At 70.4% G+C, this 15,607-nt stretch carries 12 protein-coding genes and 2 tRNA genes; 4 read left to right on the plus strand and 10 right to left on the minus strand.

Features of this window, described 5'->3' with window-relative positions:
* Positions 1 to 40 precede the first annotated feature (40 nt).
* From pcaQ to LY05_RS10910, 3 genes are all read left to right on the plus strand, one after another.
* Positions 41 to 1,009 (plus strand): pca operon transcription factor PcaQ, encoded by a 969-nt coding sequence (pcaQ, locus tag LY05_RS10900; RefSeq protein ID WP_148923195.1) that lies wholly within the window; start codon positions 41 to 43, stop codon positions 1,007 to 1,009.
* Positions 1,010 to 1,067: 58 nt separating this feature from the next.
* Entirely contained in the window at positions 1,068 to 1,880 is an 813-nt protein-coding gene (locus LY05_RS10905) for an IclR family transcriptional regulator (protein WP_211356319.1), read from the plus strand.
* 112 nt (positions 1,881 to 1,992) lie between these two features.
* Positions 1,993 to 2,067, plus strand: a tRNA-Asn gene (locus LY05_RS10910).
* Between the two features lie 203 nt (positions 2,068 to 2,270).
* Here the strand turns inward: LY05_RS10910 and LY05_RS15170 are convergent.
* Positions 2,271 to 2,486 carry a DUF1127 domain-containing protein gene (locus LY05_RS15170; RefSeq protein WP_170258977.1) on the minus strand — a complete coding sequence of 72 codons (216 nt, stop codon included), beginning with the start codon at positions 2,484 to 2,486 and terminating at the stop codon, positions 2,271 to 2,273.
* A gap of 187 nt (positions 2,487 to 2,673) precedes the next feature.
* On the opposite strand from LY05_RS15170, the gene LY05_RS10920 reads away from it, so the two are divergent.
* Positions 2,674 to 3,792, plus strand: a complete 1,119-nt coding sequence (locus tag LY05_RS10920; protein WP_148923197.1) for a THUMP domain-containing class I SAM-dependent RNA methyltransferase — start codon at positions 2,674 to 2,676, stop codon at positions 3,790 to 3,792.
* Positions 3,793 to 3,804: 12 nt separating this feature from the next.
* Here the strand turns inward: LY05_RS10920 and LY05_RS10925 are convergent, their stop codons facing one another.
* From LY05_RS10925 to LY05_RS10965, 9 genes are all read right to left on the minus strand, one after another.
* Positions 3,805 to 4,854, minus strand: a complete 1,050-nt coding sequence (locus LY05_RS10925; RefSeq protein WP_148923198.1) for a sn-glycerol-3-phosphate import ATP-binding protein UgpC — start codon at positions 4,852 to 4,854, stop codon at positions 3,805 to 3,807.
* A 12-nt stretch (positions 4,855 to 4,866) separates the two neighbouring features.
* Positions 4,867 to 5,718: a sn-glycerol-3-phosphate ABC transporter permease UgpE gene (gene ugpE, locus LY05_RS10930; RefSeq protein WP_072747522.1), complete on the minus strand. Its 852-nt coding sequence runs from the start codon at positions 5,716 to 5,718 to the stop codon at positions 4,867 to 4,869.
* Complete coding sequence (gene ugpA / locus LY05_RS10935; RefSeq protein ID WP_072747521.1) at positions 5,718 to 6,599, minus strand: sn-glycerol-3-phosphate ABC transporter permease UgpA; 882 nt, start codon at positions 6,597 to 6,599, stop codon at positions 5,718 to 5,720. Before ugpA ends, ugpE begins: the two co-directional genes overlap by 1 nt.
* An 82-nt stretch (positions 6,600 to 6,681) precedes the next feature.
* The gene (gene ugpB / locus LY05_RS10940; RefSeq protein WP_072747520.1) at positions 6,682 to 7,986 is read right to left on the minus strand and encodes a sn-glycerol-3-phosphate ABC transporter substrate-binding protein UgpB; all 1,305 of its coding nucleotides are present in this window, start codon (positions 7,984 to 7,986) and stop codon (positions 6,682 to 6,684) included.
* A gap of 309 nt (positions 7,987 to 8,295) precedes the next feature.
* Positions 8,296 to 11,964: a vitamin B12-dependent ribonucleotide reductase gene (locus LY05_RS10945; protein WP_148923199.1), complete on the minus strand. Its 3,669-nt coding sequence runs from the start codon at positions 11,962 to 11,964 to the stop codon at positions 8,296 to 8,298.
* A gap of 470 nt (positions 11,965 to 12,434) precedes the next feature.
* Positions 12,435 to 12,983, minus strand: a complete 549-nt coding sequence (locus tag LY05_RS10950; RefSeq protein WP_148923200.1) for a GNAT family N-acetyltransferase — start codon at positions 12,981 to 12,983, stop codon at positions 12,435 to 12,437.
* Positions 12,980 to 13,846 carry a 3-mercaptopyruvate sulfurtransferase gene (gene sseA / locus LY05_RS10955; RefSeq protein ID WP_072747517.1) on the minus strand — a complete coding sequence of 289 codons (867 nt, stop codon included), beginning with the start codon at positions 13,844 to 13,846 and terminating at the stop codon, positions 12,980 to 12,982. Before sseA ends, LY05_RS10950 begins: the two co-directional genes overlap by 4 nt.
* A gap of 102 nt (positions 13,847 to 13,948) precedes the next feature.
* Positions 13,949 to 14,024: transfer RNA gene (locus LY05_RS10960), tRNA-Thr, on the minus strand.
* A 44-nt stretch (positions 14,025 to 14,068) separates the two neighbouring features.
* On the minus strand, positions 14,069 to 15,583 hold the full coding sequence (locus tag LY05_RS10965; protein WP_072747516.1) for a heme biosynthesis protein HemY: 1,515 nt from the start codon (positions 15,581 to 15,583) through the stop codon (positions 14,069 to 14,071).
* Positions 15,584 to 15,607: the final 24 nt, after the last annotated feature.

The raw sequence follows: 15,607 nt of genomic DNA on the forward strand, positions 1-15,607 counted from the left end.
GTGAAATGATGTTATCTGGCTTTTCCATAACCGGAACAACATGAACTTCGCGGCGCGCATAAAATTCCGCCATCTCCAGTGCTTCATGGAGATCGCCCGCCAGGGCCACCTGTCGCGCGCGGCCGAGGCGCTGGGGGTCACGCAGCCGGCCGCCTCGAAGACCCTGCGCGAGCTGGAAGAGACGCTGGGCGCCGCCCTGTTCGACCGCAGCGGCCGGCGCATGCGGCTGACCCCCGAGGGAGAGACCTTCCTGCGCCACGCCGGCGCCTCGCTGGCCGCGCTGCGGCGCGGGGTGGACAGCCTGCGCGGCGGCGGCGGGCGGCCGCGGCGCATCCGCGCGGGCGTGCTGCCGACCGCCGCCGGGCGCGTGATGCCGCGCGCGGCGCTGAACTTCGCGCGGCGCGCGCCCGACGTGCTGCTCAGCATCCATGCCGGGCCGAACGCGCTGCTGCTCGAACGCCTGCGCGCGGGCGAGCTGGACCTGATGATCGGCCGCCTGCCCGAGCCCGACCGCATGGCCGGGCTGACCTTTCAGCATCTCTACGACGAATCGATCCGCGCCGTGGTGCGCGCCGGCCATCCGCTGCTGGGACGCCCGCCCGAATTCGCGCGCATCGCCGCCTATCCGATGATCCTGCCGACGCCCGACTCGATCATCCGCGCGGACGTCGAGCGCTTTCTGCTGGCCAACGGCCTGCATTCCGAGGGCGCGCGCCTCGAAACCGTGTCGCTTGCGGCTGGGCGCGGCCTGCTGCGCGGATCGGATGCGATCTGGTTCATCTCCGAAGGCGTGGTGGCCGACGAGCTGGCCTCGGGCGAGCTGGCCGCCCTGCCCTTCGAGATCGGCGAAACCGCCGGCGCCGTGGGCGTGACCATGCGCGCCGATCACAAGCCCGACGCGCCGCTCTCGGATCTGGTCGCGGCGCTGCGCGAGGCGGCCATGGGGCTGCCCGGCGCGCCGCCCCCCGCCCCGCCCTGGGCCGCCCCGCGACAGGCGGCGGCGCGCTGACCACGCCCGCCCCCGCAACCGATCCCTCATGGCCCGCCATCTGCAAGGAACGCACGGCATGCCCGCCAAAGACGACGACATCCGCATCGGTCAGGTCCGCTCGGTGACCCGCGCGCTGACCGTGCTGCGCACCCTGGCCGAAAGCGCCGACGGCCTGACGCTGACCGAAACGGCGGCGCGGGCGGGGCTGGCCGCCTCGACCGCGCACCGCATCCTGACCACGATGGAAAGCGAGCGCTTCGTGCGCTTCGACGCGGCCAATGGCTGCTGGCATGTGGGCGTGGCCGCCTTCACCGTCGGCGCCGCCTTCGCGCGCACCCGCGACGTGATCCAGCTGGCGCGCCCCTACATGCGCCGCCTGGTCGAGCAGACCGGCGAGACGGCCAACATCTTTCTCGAATCGGGCGGCGAGGTGATCTGCATGGCGCAGGTCGAATCGCGCCACCAGATGCGCGCGCTGACCCGCGTCGGCGGCCGGGTGAAGATGCACTGGTCCGGCGCGGGCAAGGCCATGCTGGCCTTCATGGACCCCGCCCAGGTCCAGGCCGTGATCGCCGAGCACGGCCTGCCCCGCGCCACGGCGCGCACCATCGTCGCCCCCGAGGCGCTGGCCGACGAGCTGGCCCGCATCCGCCGCGAGGGCGTCGCCATCGACGACGAGGAGAACGCCGAGGGCCTGCGCTGCGTCGCGGCGCCGGTGCTCAACGAATCCGGCGCGCCGGTGGCGGCGATGTCGGTCTCGGGCCCCAAGACCCGCATCACCAACGAGCGCCTGCGCCATCTGGCGCAGGTGGTCGCCCGCGTGGCCGGCGACGTGACGCGCGATTTCGGCGGCGCGGCCGCTCCCGCGGCGCTGGGCGCGGCGCGCTGACAGGCCGCGCGGGCCCTTCGCGCGGGCCTGCGCGTGCGGGACGAAAAGCCTCTGGACGCGGCGAATCCGCTTTGCTATACGCTGCGGCGTCCCGGGGGGCCGGCCCTTCTGATCCGGCGTAGCTCAGTGGTAGAGCATCGGACTGTTAATCCGCTGGTCGCAGGTTCGAATCCTGCCGCCGGAGCCAATGACAGGCCGCCTCCCGGGACGATCGCCCCCTTCCCCGCAAACCGCGCCGCGCGCGCAACGCCGAACCGCGCCCGATCGCGCCGCGCGGCGGGGCCCGGCGCGCGCCGCGTCGGCCTGCCCGCCTTTCGCGCATGAAAAAGCCCCTCATCCGCGTCGGACAAGGGGCCTTGGGCGCCGCGCGCCGGCCGCCGCGCGGGGCGGTCAGCGGTTGAGCGTCTCGGCGATCTCCTCGATCGTCATGTCGGCGAAGCCGATGTCGGCCAGCTGCGTGGGCGTCAGGCGGCGCAGCGCGGCGATGGTGCGGCGGCGGCGCAGATGGGCGTGAACCGACGCGATCGCGGACTCGACCGCGGTCACGATGCGAAGGGCGGCGATGGCGCCGAAGGGCGCGACAGGCGCGTTGGGAGCGATGGCCATGGCGGCGTTCCTTGATGAAAGAGGGCGACGAACCGGCGACGGGCAAGCGCCTGTCGATGCGCGGCAGGTAGGCCTGCCCGCGTCTTTTCGCAACTGCGAAAAAAGCATGTCTCCCATGCGCGCCGCGCAAGGCCGGGCGGCGCCGAAAACGGTCGCCTCGCGCGCGTCGGGCCGCTATGCACCCGACATGAGCACGCAAGACGATCTGGACATTTTCCTGGCCGCCCCGCCGGGCCTCGAGGACGAGCTGCTGGCCGAGGCGCGCGAGCTGGGCTTCGCCGATCCGCGCCCCGAGCGCGGCGGCGTGGCCGTGCGCGGCGGCTGGACCGAGATCTGGCGGGCGAATCTGCAGCTGCGCGGCGCCCAGCGGGTCATGCTGCGGGCGGGCGCGTTCATGGCCTTTCACCTGGCGCAGCTGGACAAGCGTGCACGCCGCTTTCCCTGGGGCGATTTCCTGCGCCCCGACGTGCCGGTGCGGGTCGAGGCGAGCTGCGCGCGCTCGAAGATCTACCACGCCGGCGCGGCGGCCGAGCGCGTCGCGCGCGCCATCGCCGAGACCCTCGGCGCGCCCGTGCGCGACGACGCCCCCGTCCGGGTGCTGCTGCGCATCGAGAAGGACCGCGCGCAGCTGAGCATCGACTGCTCGGGCGCGCCGCTGCACAAGCGCGGGCACAAGCTGGCCGTCGCCAAGGCGCCGCTGCGCGAGACCATGGCCGCGCTGATGCTGCGCCGCTGCGGCTATGCGCCGGGCGCGCCGCTGGCCGATCCGATGTGCGGCTCGGGCACCTTCGTGATCGAGGCCGCCGAGATGAGCGCGCGCCTCGCCCCCGGACGCGGACGCGACTTCGCCTTCGCCCTGCTGCCCTCGTTCGACGCCGAGCGCTGGGAGGCGATGCGCGCCGAGGCCGCCGCGATGGCGCGCACGCCCGAGCCGGCCTTCTTCGGCGCCGACCGCGATCAGGGCGCCGTGCGCGCCGCCGCCGCCAACGCCGAACGCGCGGGCGTGGCCGCCTTCGCGCGCTTCGCCTGCCAGCCGGTCGGCGCCTTCGCGCCCCCCGACGGCCCGCCCGGCCTTGTGATGGTCAACCCGCCCTATGGCGGCCGGATCGGCCAGCGCCGCCCCCTGTTCGCGCTTTACGCCACGCTCGGGCGCGTGCTGCGCGAACGTTTCCAGGGCTGGCGCGTGGGGCTGGTGACCTCGGACCCGGGGCTTGCGCGCGCGACCGAACTGCCGCTCGCGCAGCTGGGGGCGCCGATCGGCCATGGCGGCATGACGGTGCGCCTGTTCGCCGCCGGGCCGCTCTGAGGCCCGGCCCGCTCAGTCGGCCAGGCGCTTGCCGCTGGCGGCGTCGAACAGGTGCAGCTGACCGGGGGCGAAGCGCATGATCCGCCCCGCCTCGGGCGCGCGCACCCCGTCGAGCTGCACGGTCATCTCGTGCTGCGTCCCCTCGAGGCGGCCATGGACCAGCGTCGCCGCGCCCAGCTGCTCGAGCACCTCGACCTCGACCGCCACCGGCCCGGCCTCGTCGGGCGTCAGATGCTCGGGCCGCGCGCCCAGCGTGGCCTCGCCCGCGGCGCGGGCGGGCGCGGGCAGCCGCGCGCCGTTCGGCAGGATCGCCGCGTCGCCCTCGACGCGCACGGGCAGGAAGTTCATCGCCGGGCTGCCGATGAAGCCGGCCACGAAGACCGAGGCCGGGCGCTCGTAAAGCTCGATGGGCGAGCCGAACTGCTCGACCACGCCCTTGTTGAGCACCATCAGCCGGTCGCCCAGGGTCATCGCCTCGACCTGGTCATGGGTGACGTAGATCGACGTCACCCCGAGGCGCCTCTGCAGCTTGCGGATCTCGAGCCGCATCTGCACGCGCAGCTTGGCGTCGAGGTTGGAAAGCGGCTCGTCGAACAGGAACACCTGCGGGTGCCGCACGATGGCGCGGCCCATGGCCACGCGCTGGCGCTGGCCGCCCGACAGCTGGCGCGGCTTGCGGTCAAGATAGGGGCGCAGCTCGAGGATGTCGGCCGCCTCGTCCACGCGCCGGGCGATCTCGGCCCTGGACATGCCGCGGATCTTCAGCCCGTAGGCCATGTTCTGCCGCACCGTCATGTGCGGGTAGAGCGCATAGTTCTGGAACACCATGGCGATGTCGCGCTGCGAGGGTTCAAGGTCGTTGACCACGCGCTCGCCGATCAGGATGCGCCCGGCGGTCACGGCCTCGAGCCCGGCGACCATGCGCAGCAAGGTGGACTTGCCGCAGCCCGACGGGCCGACGACGACGATCATCTCGCCATCCGCGATGTCGGCGTCGATGCCGTGCAGGATGCGCGTGTCGCCATAGGATTTGATCAGGTTCTCAAGCTTGATTCCGGCCATGGGTCGAACGCCTTACTTGTCGGTTTCCGTCAGGCCCTTCACGAAGAGCTTCTGCATGGCGATGACGACCGCCACCGGGGGCAGCATGGCCAGAAGGGCCGTCATCATGATGATGTTCCATTGCGGCGACTGCTCGGCCGCCTCGAGCATCTGCTTGATCGAGATCATCACCGTGGACATGTCGCGGTCGGTGGTGATGAGCAGCGGCCACAGATACTGGTTCCAGCCGTAGATGAACAGGATCACGAACAGCGCGGCGATGTTCGTGCGGCTGAGCGGCAGCAGGATGTCCCAGAAGAAGCGCAGCGGCCCCGCCCCGTCGATGCGCGCGCTTTCCAGCATCTCGTCCGGGATGGTCAGGAACACCTGACGGAACATGAAGGTCGCCGTGGCCGAGGCGATCAAGGGCACGGTCAGGCCCCAGTAGCTGTTCAGCAGGCCCAGATCCGAGACCACCTCGTAGGTGGGCAGGATGCGCACCTCGACCGGCAGCATCAGCGTGATGAAGATCATCCAGAAGAAGGCCATGCGGAAGGGGAACTTGAAATAGACGATCGCGAAGGCCGAGATGATCGAGATCGCGATCTTGCCCGCCGCGATGCCCAGCGCCATGACCAGGCTGTTGAGCAGCATGCGCCAGACGGGCGCGGTCTCGGCGCCGGACAGGCCTTCGCCGAACAGCGTGGCGCGCAGGTTCTCCCAGAAATGGCCGCCGGGCAGCATGGGAATGGGTGCCTGCATCATGCGCGCGGCCTCGTGCGAGGCGGCGACGAAGGTGATCCAGATGGGCAGCGCGACGATCGCCACCCCCAGGATCAGGGCCAGATGGGCGAAAAGGTTCAGCCAGGGGCGGTTCTCGATCATCAGTATTCCACCCGTTTTTCGACGAAACGGAACTGCACCGCCGTCAGGGCGATGACCAGCGCCATGAGGATCACCGACTGCGCGGCCGAGCCGCCCAGATCCAGGCCCACGAAGCCGTCGTTGAACACCTTGTAGACCAGCGTGGTCGTGGCGTTCGCCGGCCCGCCCTGCGTGACCGCGTGAATGATGCCGAAGGTGTCGAAGAAGGCGTAGACCGCGTTGATGACCAGCAGAAAGAAGGTCGTCGGCGAGATCAGCGGGAACACGATCGAGAAGAAGCGCCGCACCGGCCCCGCCCCGTCGATGGCCGCCGCCTCGATCACCGAGCGCGGGATCGACTGCATCGCCGCCAGGTAGAACAGGAAGTTGTAGGCCACCTGCTTCCACGCCGCCGCCAGGATGACCAGCAGCATCGCCTGCGTGCCGTTCAGATGGTGGTTCCACTCATAGCCGACCATCTCGAGCAGATAGGGCAGGATGCCCAGCGTCGGGTTGAACATGAACAGCCACAGCGCGCCCGCCAGCACCGGCGCCACCGCATAGGGCCAGATCAGCAGCGTGCGGTAGGTTCCCGCGCCCCGCCCCACATGATCGGCGAAGGCCGCCAGCGCCAGGGCGAAGGACATCGACAGGAACGCCACCGCGCCCGAAAAGACCAGCGTGCGCCAGAAGCTGGCCAGATACTGGCTGTCGTGGAACAGGGCCTCGAAATTCTCGAACCACACGAATTCGGTGGACAGGCCGAAGGCGTCCTCGATCAGGAAGGACTGCCACAGCGCCTGGCTTGCGGGCCAGATGAAGAAGACCAGCGTGATCAGCACCTGCGGCGCCACCAGCAGATAGGGCAGCGGCGAGGCGGGGAAGTGGACGCGCTTGAGCATGGCGAGGGGGAATCCCGGCGGATCTTGCGACGAAATCGCCCCGGCCGCGCTGGGCGGCCGGGGCGTCGGCGGGTTCGGGGCCTCAGCGGGCCGAGCGCTCGAACTTGCGCAGCAGGACGTTGCCGCGCGCCACGGCCTCGTCCATGGCCTGACGGGCGGTCTTGTCGCCCGCCCACAGGGCCTCGAGCTCTTCGTTGATGATGTCGCGGATCTGCACGAAGTTGCCGAAGCGCAGACCGCGCGAGTTCGGGGTCGGCGGGTTCAGGCTCAGCTGCTTGATGGCCGTGTCCGTGCCGGGGTTCTTCTCGTAGAAGCCCTGCTTCTTGGACAGCTCGTAGGCGGCGTGGGTGATCGGAACGTAGCCCGTCTCCTGATGCCACCAGGCCTGCACCTCGGGCGAGGACAGGTAGGACAGGAACTTGGCGACGCCCTTGTATTCCTCGGCGTCATGCCCCGACAGCACCCACAGCGTGGCGCCGCCGATGATCGAGTTCTGCGGCTTGTCGCGCACGGCGGTGTCGAGCGGCAGCATCGTCTGGCCGAAGTTGAACTTGGCCTGGCTCTTGATCGAGCCGTAATAGGCCGACGAGTTCATCCACATGCCGCACTCGCCGTTGACGAAGAGCGGCAGGCTGTCGCCGCGGCGCCCGCCATAGACGAACTCGCTGCGCTTGCCCATGTCGGCCACGCGGTCAAGCCGGTTGACCACATGGTCGTTGTTGAAGACCAGCTCGGTGTCGAGGCCGGCGAAGCCGTTCTCCTTCGTGCCGATGGGCAGATCGTGCCAGGCCGAGTAGTTCTCGATCATCACCCAGCTCTGCCAGCCGAAGGACAGGCCGCATTTCATGCCGTTGGCGACCAGGGCCTTGGCGGCGGCCTCGACCTCGTCCCAGGTGCTGGGCGGCTTGACGCCCGCGGCCTCGAGCGCGTCGGCGTTGTACCACAGCACCGGCGTCGAGCTGTTGAAGGGCATCGACAGCAGCTGGCCGTCCGAAGTCTGGTAATACGAGATCACCGCCGACAGGTAGTCGGACTTGTCGAAGGGCTCGCCCGCGTCGGCCATGAGCTTCTCGACCGGGTAGATGGCGCCCTTGGCGGCCATCATGGTGGCGGTGCCGACCTCGAAGACCTGCACGATGTGGGGCTGCTCGCCGGCGCGGAAGGCGGCGATGGCGGCGGTCATCGTCTCGGTGTAGTTGCCCTTGTAGACGGGCTTGACCTCGTATTCCGACTGCGTGGCGTTGAAGTCGGCGGCGATCTTGTTGACCCGCTCGCCGTTCACGCCGCCCATGGCGTGCCACCACTCGACCGTGACCTTGGCCGAAGCCGATCCGGCCGTGAGCGCAAGCGCGGCGACCCCCGCGGCGAAGGCTGTTTTCATCGTCATGCGACGTTTCTCCCTGCAAATGCCTGACGCGGGCGGTTTGGCCCAGGCGCCGTAGCCGCGCAAGTGAAACATTCTTGACGCCGGATGTCACCGATTTTTCACATTACCACGCAGAAACGAACGCAAACGCGGAATTTCGCGCATGCCGGCGCGCGAAACCGCCCCATGGGCGCGCAACCCGAAAGAAAAGGGCGGCGCGGGGCCGCCCAGTCCGACGTCGAATTCTCAGGCTTCTGATTGCTGCTCGGAGGTTTCTGCGCCCGCGGCCTGATTCCGTGGCCGGGGCGCGCGCGCCCCGGCGATTCTCGCTCAGCTGCAGCCGCTGGTGGCGCCGCAGGTGTTGCACTTCATGCAGGTGCCGTTGCGCACGAGGGTGAAGTTGCCGCACTCGCCGCACGGGTCGCCCTCATAGCCCTGCATCCGCGCCTTGGCGCGCTCGTCCATCACGGCCGCGCCCACGCGCGCCACCGTTTCGGCCACCGAGGCCGAGCCGCCCACCGTTTCGAGCACCGGCGCGCCCAGCCGCGCCGAGGCGCCGCCGTTCAGCACCACCAGCTCCTGCGGCAGGCGCTTGCGCAGATAGCCCGGCGACGAGACCTGGCGGATCATCTCCACCGCCGCCTCGGACACGCGCGGCGAGGCCTTGACCACGTTCGAGCGCCCCTCGTCCTGGCCGCGGCCGATCTCGTCCCAGCCCAGCCCGTCGGGCTTCACATGCGCAAGGTCCGTGCGGTCGAGATAGCTGACCGCCAGCTCGCGGAAGATGTAGTCGAGGATCGAGGTCGCGTTCTTGATCGAGTCGTTGCCCTGCACCAGCCCGGCCGGCTCGAAGCGGGTGAAGGTGAAGGCCTCGACGAATTCCTCGAGCGGCACGCCGTATTGCAGGCCCACCGACACGGCGATGGCGAAGTTGTTCATCATCGCGCGGAAGGCGGCGCCCTCCTTGTGCATGTCGATGAAGATCTCGCCCAGCGTGCCGTCCTCATACTCGCCGGTGCGCAGATAGACCTTGTGCCCGCCGACGATGGCCTTCTGCGTGTAGCCCTTGCGCCGCTCGGGCAGCTTGCGGCGCAGGCCGCGCTGGCGCTCGACCTCGCGCACCACGACCTTCTCGACGATCTTCTCGGCGATCATCTCGGCGCGGGCCGCGGCCGGGGCCTCGGTCAGCTCGTCGATGAAGTCCTCGTCATCCTCGTCGTCGATCAGCTGCGCGGCCAGCGGCTGGCTCAGCTTCGAGCCGTCGCGGTAAAGCGCGTTGGCCTTCACCCCGAGGCGCCAGCTCAGCTCGTAGGCCGAAAGGCAGTCCTCGATGCGGGCGTCGTTGGGCATGTTGATGGTCTTCGAGATGGCGCCCGAGATGAAGCTTTGCGCCGCCGCCATCATGCGGATGTGGCTTTCGACCGACAGGTAGCGCTTGCCGATCTTGCCGCACGGATTGGCGCAGTCGAAGACGGGCAGGTGCTCGGGCCGCAGGCCGGGCGCGCCCTCGAGCGTCATGGTCCCGCAGACGAAGTCGTTCGCCTCGGCGATCTGGCGGCGCGAGAAGCCCAGATGCGCCAGCAGGTTGAAGGTCGGATCGATCAGCTTCTCGGCCGGGACGCCCAGCACGCGGGTGCAGAACTCCTCGCCCAGCGTCCACTGGTTGAAGACGAACGAGATGTCGAAGGCCGTGGCCAGCGCGTCCTCGATCTTTTCGAGCTCGGCCTTGCCGAATCCCAGCGCCGCCAGCGTCTCGTGGTTGATGTGGGGCGCGCCGGCCAGCGTGCCGTGCCCGACCGCGTAGGCGACGATGCGCTCGATCAGCAGCGGATCGTAGCCCAGCTTCTGCAGCGCGGCGGGCACCGACTGGTTGATGATCTTGAAATAGCCGCCCCCGGCCAGCTTCTTGAACTTGACCAGCGCGAAGTCGGGCTCGATGCCGGTGGTGTCGCAGTCCATCACCAGGCCGATCGTGCCGGTGGGCGCGATGACGGTGGTCTGCGCGTTGCGGTAGCCGTGGCGCTCGCCCAGCTCCAGCGCGCGGTCCCAGGCGGCGCGGGCGCGCGCCGACAGCTCGGGGTCGGGGCAGTTGGCGTGGTCGAGCGGCACGGGCGGGGTGGCCAGCTCCTCGTAGCCCGAGGCCTGACCATGCGCGGCGCGGCGATGGTTGCGGATCACGCGCAGCATGTGCGGCGCGTTGCGCTCATAGCCGGGGAAGGCGCCCAGCTCGGCGGCCATCGCGGCCGAGGTGGCGTAGGCGACGCCGGTCATGATGGCGGTCAGCGCGCCGCACAGGGCGCGGCCCTCGTCCGAGTCGTAGCCATGGCCCATGTTCATCAGCAGGCCGCCGATATTGGCGTAGCCGAGGCCCAGCGTGCGGAACTCGTAGGAGCGGCGCGCGATCTCCTTCGAGGGGAACTGCGCCATGAGCACCGAGATCTCGAGCGTCACGGTCCACAGCCGCGCCGCGTGCTCGTAGGCGTCCACGTCGAAGCGGCCGTCCTTGTAGAACTTGAGCAGGTTCATGGACGCCAGGTTGCAGGCGGTGTCGTCCAGGAACATGTATTCCGAGCACGGGTTCGAGCCGCGGATGGGCCCGTCCTCGGGGCAGGTGTGCCAGGCGTTGATGGTGTCGTGGAACTGCACGCCCGGATCGGCGCAGGCCCAGGCGGCGTGGCCGATCTGCTCCCACAGCTCGCGCGCCTTGACGGTCTTGGCCACCTTGCCGTCGGTGCGGCGGATCAGCTCCCAGTCGCCGTCGCGGCGCACGGCCTCGAGGAAGGCGTCGGTGACGCGCACCGAGTTGTTGGAGTTCTGCCCCGACACCGTCAGATAGGCTTCGCTGTCCCAATCGGTGTCATAGGTGGGGAACTCGATCGAGGCGTAGCCCTGCTCGGCGTATTGCAGCACGCGCTTGACGTAGGTCTCGGGGATCATGGCGCGGCGCGCGGCCTTGATCGCCTTTTTCAGCGCGGGGTTCCTGGCGGGGTCGAAGGCGTCGGCCTCGGCGCCGTCCCAGCCGCGGATGGCGGCGAAGATCTCGTTCAGCTTCTTCTCGTGCATCTTCGAGCCGGCGACCAGGCTGGCCACCTTCTGCTCTTCGCGCACCTTCCAGTTGATGAACTCCTCGATGTCCGGGTGATCCATGTCGCAGATCACCATCTTGGCCGCGCGGCGCGTGGTGCCGCCCGACTTGATGGCCCCGGCGGCGCGGTCGCCGATCTTGAGGAAGCTCATCAGCCCCGACGACTTGCCGCCGCCGGCCAGCGGCTCGTTGGCGCCGCGGATGGACGAGAAGTTGGTGCCCGTGCCCGAGCCGTATTTGAACAGCCGCGCCTCGCGCGTCCACAGATCCATGATGCCGCCTTCGTTCACCAGGTCGTCCTCGACCGACTGGATGAAGCAGGCGTGGGGCTGCGGGTGCTCGTAGGCCGATTCCGAGCGCACCAGCTCGCCGGTGCGGAAATCGACGTAGTAGTGGCCCTGCCCCGGGCCGTCGATGCCATAGGCCCAGTGCAGGCCGGTGTTGAACCATTGCGGCGAGTTGGGCGCCGCCATCTGGTTGGCCAGCATGAAGCGCATCTCGTCGAAATAGGCGCGCGCGTCGGCCTCGGACGAGAAATAGCCCCCCTTCCAGCCCCAATAGGCCCAGGCGCCGGCCAGGCGGTCGAACACCTGGCGGGCCGAGGTCTCGCCGCCGAAGCGGACGTCTTCCGGCAGCCCGGCAAGCGCCTTCTCGTCGGGGACCGAGCGCCAGAGGAACTCGGGCACGTCCTTTTCGGCGACCTTGCGCAGGGCGCGCGCCACGCCGGCCTTGCGGAAATACTTCTGCGCCAGAACGTCGCAAGCCACCTGGCTCCACGCCGCGGGAACCTCGATGTCCTTGAGCGCGAACACCACCGAGCCGTCGGGGTTTCGGATCTCGGACGAGGTGCGGCGGAACTCGATGCGGGCGTAAGGCGACTCGCCCTCGGCGGTGAAGCGACGTTCGATCTTCATCTTTTTCCTGTCCCCGTCATCCGGGCGCAGCCGTTCGGCGGCGCGCAAGGCGCCTGCGGGCGGCGGCGGCCCGGGTGATGTGCTCGTCATGTGGTTGAGGGACGGACGCGCGGCGTCCAACCCGTTTCGGCGCGCGGGCCGCCCTGGCTTCAGCCACCAGATCTTGCGGCCAGCGCCCCCTGCACCACCAAGATTAGGGAATTCGGGGGGCGCATCAACCGATTTTTTATCTGTCTTAACGACATTTCGCGGTTGACGCGCCGCCGGCCGCCAAATGTGGGGCCCGCAATCAAGGGCTGCCTTTGGCCGACCACGCACACCCTATCCGTGTGTCGCGTCGGGCATTTTCGCCGCCGGGCGCATGCCGCGCTCGATTCGCGCGCCCCCGCCGCGCCGCGCCCGCGCCATGCGCGCCGGGGCGGCGGGCAAGGGACGGGCAAGGGACGGGCGGTCGAAGGGAATCGCCGCCGTCAGCCGCGGCGGGCGGGGGCGATGATTCTGGTCGCCTCGGTCCGGCGCACCGGCTCGAAGCCCGCGCGCTGATACAGCGGCAGCGCGCGCGGATCGTCGAGCGAGCAGGTGTTGACGGTCATCTTCTCAACGCCCTCGCGATCCCAGCCCATGCGCACCGCCTCGCCCAGCAGCCACTTGCCAAGGCCGCGGCCATGCAGCTGCTCGGCCAGGCCGAAATAGGCCAGCTCGCAGCGGCCCGCCTCGCGCCAGTCCAGAACGAAGAATCCCCCCGGCCAGCCGTCATGCAGCATGGCGAACAGCGCCACGTCGTCATCATGCAGCCAGGCGCGCAGCGCCTCGGCCGAGTCGGCGTGCCGGTCGGTCCAGTGATAGGCCGCGCCGACCATGTCGTAGAGATAGAGGAAATACGCGACCGGCGGGCGCACCGCCCGCATCAGCGACACCGGCGCGTTCATGGGCAGCGGCGCCGGCGGCGCCGAGGGGCGGCGCGTCATCTCGAGCCAGGTCACCACATAGGAGACTTCGTCGCCGGGCGTGGGGCTCATCCGCGTTCCACCTTCAGGTCGGGATAGGCGCCCCACTCGGCCCAGGAGCCGTCGTAAAGCGCGTGGTCGCGGTGGCCGATCAGCTCGAGCGCCAGCGACAGGATCGCCGCCGTCACGCCCGAGCCGCAGCTGGTGATCACCGGCCGCGACAGATCGACCCCGGCCGCCTCGAAGGCCGCGCGCAGCTCGGCCGGCGGCTTCATGCGCCCGTCCTCGGTCAGCAGCTCGCGGTAATGCAGGTTGATCGCGCCCGGGATGTGCCCCGAGCGCAGGCCGGGGCGCGGCTCGGGCTCGTCGCCGCGAAAACGCCCGGGCGAACGCGCGTCCACGATCTGCTCCGAGCCCAGCTTGACCGCCTGCGCCACCTGCGTGACGTCGCGCACCAGCGACGCGTCGCGCCGGGCGGTGAAGTGCCGGTCGCGCGGCGTCGCGGGCAGGTCCTCGACCGGGCGCCCCTCGGCGATCCAGCGCGGCAGGCCGCCGTCCAGCACCGCCACGTCGCGATGGCCGAACAGCCGGAACAGCCACCACGCCCGCGGCGCCGAGAAGATGCCCGCCTGATCGTAGATCACCACCCGGTGCCCGTCGCCCACCCCCAGCTTGCGCACGCGCGAGACGAACTTCTCGGGCGGCGGCGCCATGTGCGGCAGGGACGAGCGCGTGTCTGCGATCTCGTCGATGTCGAAGAACTGGGCGCCGGGGATGTGCGCGGCCGCGAATTCGGCGCGCGCGTCGCGGCCGCTGTCGGGCATGTGCCACGAGGCGTCCAGCACCTTGACGTCCGGCGCCGACAGATGCTCGGCCAGCCATTCGGTCGAGACCAGAAGCCTCGGATCGCTCTGGTATGAATCGCCATGCGCCACGCGCGGCCCTCCGGGTTGCGTTCCTTGCGTCTGCGGAAAGGCTTAGAGAAGCGCGGCGGCCAGATCAAGCGCCCGGGCGCGGGCGATCGGGCGCTGAAGCCGTGGTGCCGCAGGAGGGACTCGAACCCCCGACCCCATCATTACGAATGACGTGCTCTACCAGCTGAGCTACTGCGGCGTCCGACGCGCTCTATAGAGAGCGCGCCGGGGGATTGCAAGGGCTCACGCGCCGGCCGCGGGGCGCGCGCCGTCCTCGGCCTTCGCGCGGCCGTTCTCGCCCGCCTCGGCGTCGGGCGCGTCGGCCAGCTCGGCGTCCTGTGCATCCTCGCCGCGGCGCGAGGGCGGCGTCGGCGCGGCCTCGAGCGCGCCGACGATCAGCGGCAGCATCGCGCTTTCGGCGGCGGTCGATTCGCCCGCCCCCTCGGGCTGCTTCCACGCCAGGCTGTCGACCGCGCGGCAACGCTCGCACAAGGGGCGCCATTCGTCATGCACATGGCCGCAGGCCTCGCAGGTCCAGCGCTCGCCGCGCGGGGCGGACAGGGCCTTGGCCAGCCAGGCGCGCACCACATGCTCGTCGGCGCCCGAGCCGCGCTCGGCCGCCGCCATGATGGCCAGCGCGCGGGTGGTCGGCTCGGTGGTCGGCAGATCGCCCAGCGCGGCGCGCGCGCCGGGAAAGTCCTCGGCCGCCAGGGCCAGCTCGGCCTCGAGCATCCGGCTTTCCTTGTGGTCCGGGTTCTCGGCGATCAGGGCGCGGAAACGGCGGCGGCGGGCGACCGGGTCCTCGTCCGGCTCGAGCGCGGCGTAGGCGCGGGCGATGTCGGGATGCGGCGCCAGCTTCCAGGCCTTGCGCAGGATCTTCTCGGCGCGGCGCTTGCGCCCCTCGGCCATCAGGCGCTCGGCCGCGGCGACGGCGGCGGGCGCCAGGTCGGGCGCGCGGCGGTTGGCCTCGAGCGCCGCGTCGCGCGCGCGCGCCAGGTCGCCCTTCTCGAGCGCCTCGCGCGCCTCGGCCAGCGCCAGCACCGCGTCGCGGCGCGCGCCCACGTCGCGGGGCAGCACGCCGGCGCGCACCTCGGCCGCCAGCATGCGGCGCGCGGCGGCCCAGTCCTCGGCGCGGGTTTCGAGGTCGAACAGCGAGGACATCACCTCGGCGTCGCGCGGGCGCAGCGCGAAGGCGCGGCGGCCCAGAAGCAGGGCGCGCTCGACGTCGCCCTCCTCCATGGCCTGCTTCATCAGCCCCTTGACGCCGATGGCCTGGGTGCGCTCGTCGCGCGCCAGCGCCTTCAGATAGGCCTGCGCGCGCGCCTTGTCCCCGGCCAGCGAGGCGGCCTGCGCGCCGACCAGGTTGGTCAGTTCGGGATGGTCCAGAAGCCGCCCGGCCTTTTCGGCGCGCTCGACCGCGCGGCGCGCGTCGCCCTCGGCCAGGGCGATGAGGCTTTCGGCCATGGCGTTGACCCCGCGCCGCTGGCTCGAGCTGTTGAAGAAGCGGCTGAGCGCGGTCTCGTCGCCGCCGATCAGCCGCGCGATCGCGATCAGCAGCCCCACCAGCTTGAACAGAAGCCAAAGCGCGGCGAAGCCGGCCAGGATCAGCCCCGCGAAGGTGAGCGGATCGAACAGATAGCTCCGCCCGTTCCAGGTCAGCTCGACGCCGCCGGGCGTGTCGAGCAGCATCGAGACGCCCCAGGCCCCGGCCAGAACCAGGGCGACGAAGACGGCGGCGCGCAGAAGAAGCCAGATCATGGTCGCGTTCCTTTCCTGTGCGCA

The organism is Oceanicella actignis, from assembly GCF_008124525.1.
In the GTDB taxonomy this organism is placed as follows: Bacteria; Pseudomonadota; Alphaproteobacteria; order Rhodobacterales; family Rhodobacteraceae; genus Oceanicella; species Oceanicella actignis.

What these genes read in the sequence shown, in the direction of transcription:
- ugpA (WP_072747521.1), bottom strand. Translation starts at nt 6,599, where the DNA reads ATGCTCAAGCGCGTCCACTTCCCCGCCTCGCCGCTGCCCTATCTGCTG.
- LY05_RS10950 (WP_148923200.1), bottom strand. Translation starts at nt 12,983, where the DNA reads ATGAGCCCCACGCCCGGCGACGAAGTCTCCTATGTGGTGACCTGGCTC.
- ugpE (WP_072747522.1), bottom strand. Translation starts at nt 5,718, where the DNA reads ATGATCGAGAACCGCCCCTGGCTGAACCTTTTCGCCCATCTGGCCCTG.
- LY05_RS10920 (WP_148923197.1), top strand. Translation starts at nt 2,674, where the DNA reads ATGAGCACGCAAGACGATCTGGACATTTTCCTGGCCGCCCCGCCGGGC.
- ugpB (WP_072747520.1), bottom strand. Translation starts at nt 7,986, where the DNA reads ATGACGATGAAAACAGCCTTCGCCGCGGGGGTCGCCGCGCTTGCGCTC.
- LY05_RS15170 (WP_170258977.1), bottom strand. Translation starts at nt 2,486, where the DNA reads ATGGCCATCGCTCCCAACGCGCCTGTCGCGCCCTTCGGCGCCATCGCC.
- LY05_RS10965 (WP_072747516.1), bottom strand. Translation starts at nt 15,583, where the DNA reads ATGATCTGGCTTCTTCTGCGCGCCGCCGTCTTCGTCGCCCTGGTTCTG.
- LY05_RS10945 (WP_148923199.1), bottom strand. Translation starts at nt 11,964, where the DNA reads ATGAAGATCGAACGTCGCTTCACCGCCGAGGGCGAGTCGCCTTACGCC.
- LY05_RS10905 (WP_211356319.1), top strand. Translation starts at nt 1,068, where the DNA reads ATGCCCGCCAAAGACGACGACATCCGCATCGGTCAGGTCCGCTCGGTG.
- pcaQ (WP_148923195.1), top strand. Translation starts at nt 41, where the DNA reads ATGAACTTCGCGGCGCGCATAAAATTCCGCCATCTCCAGTGCTTCATG.
- LY05_RS10925 (WP_148923198.1), bottom strand. Translation starts at nt 4,854, where the DNA reads ATGGCCGGAATCAAGCTTGAGAACCTGATCAAATCCTATGGCGACACG.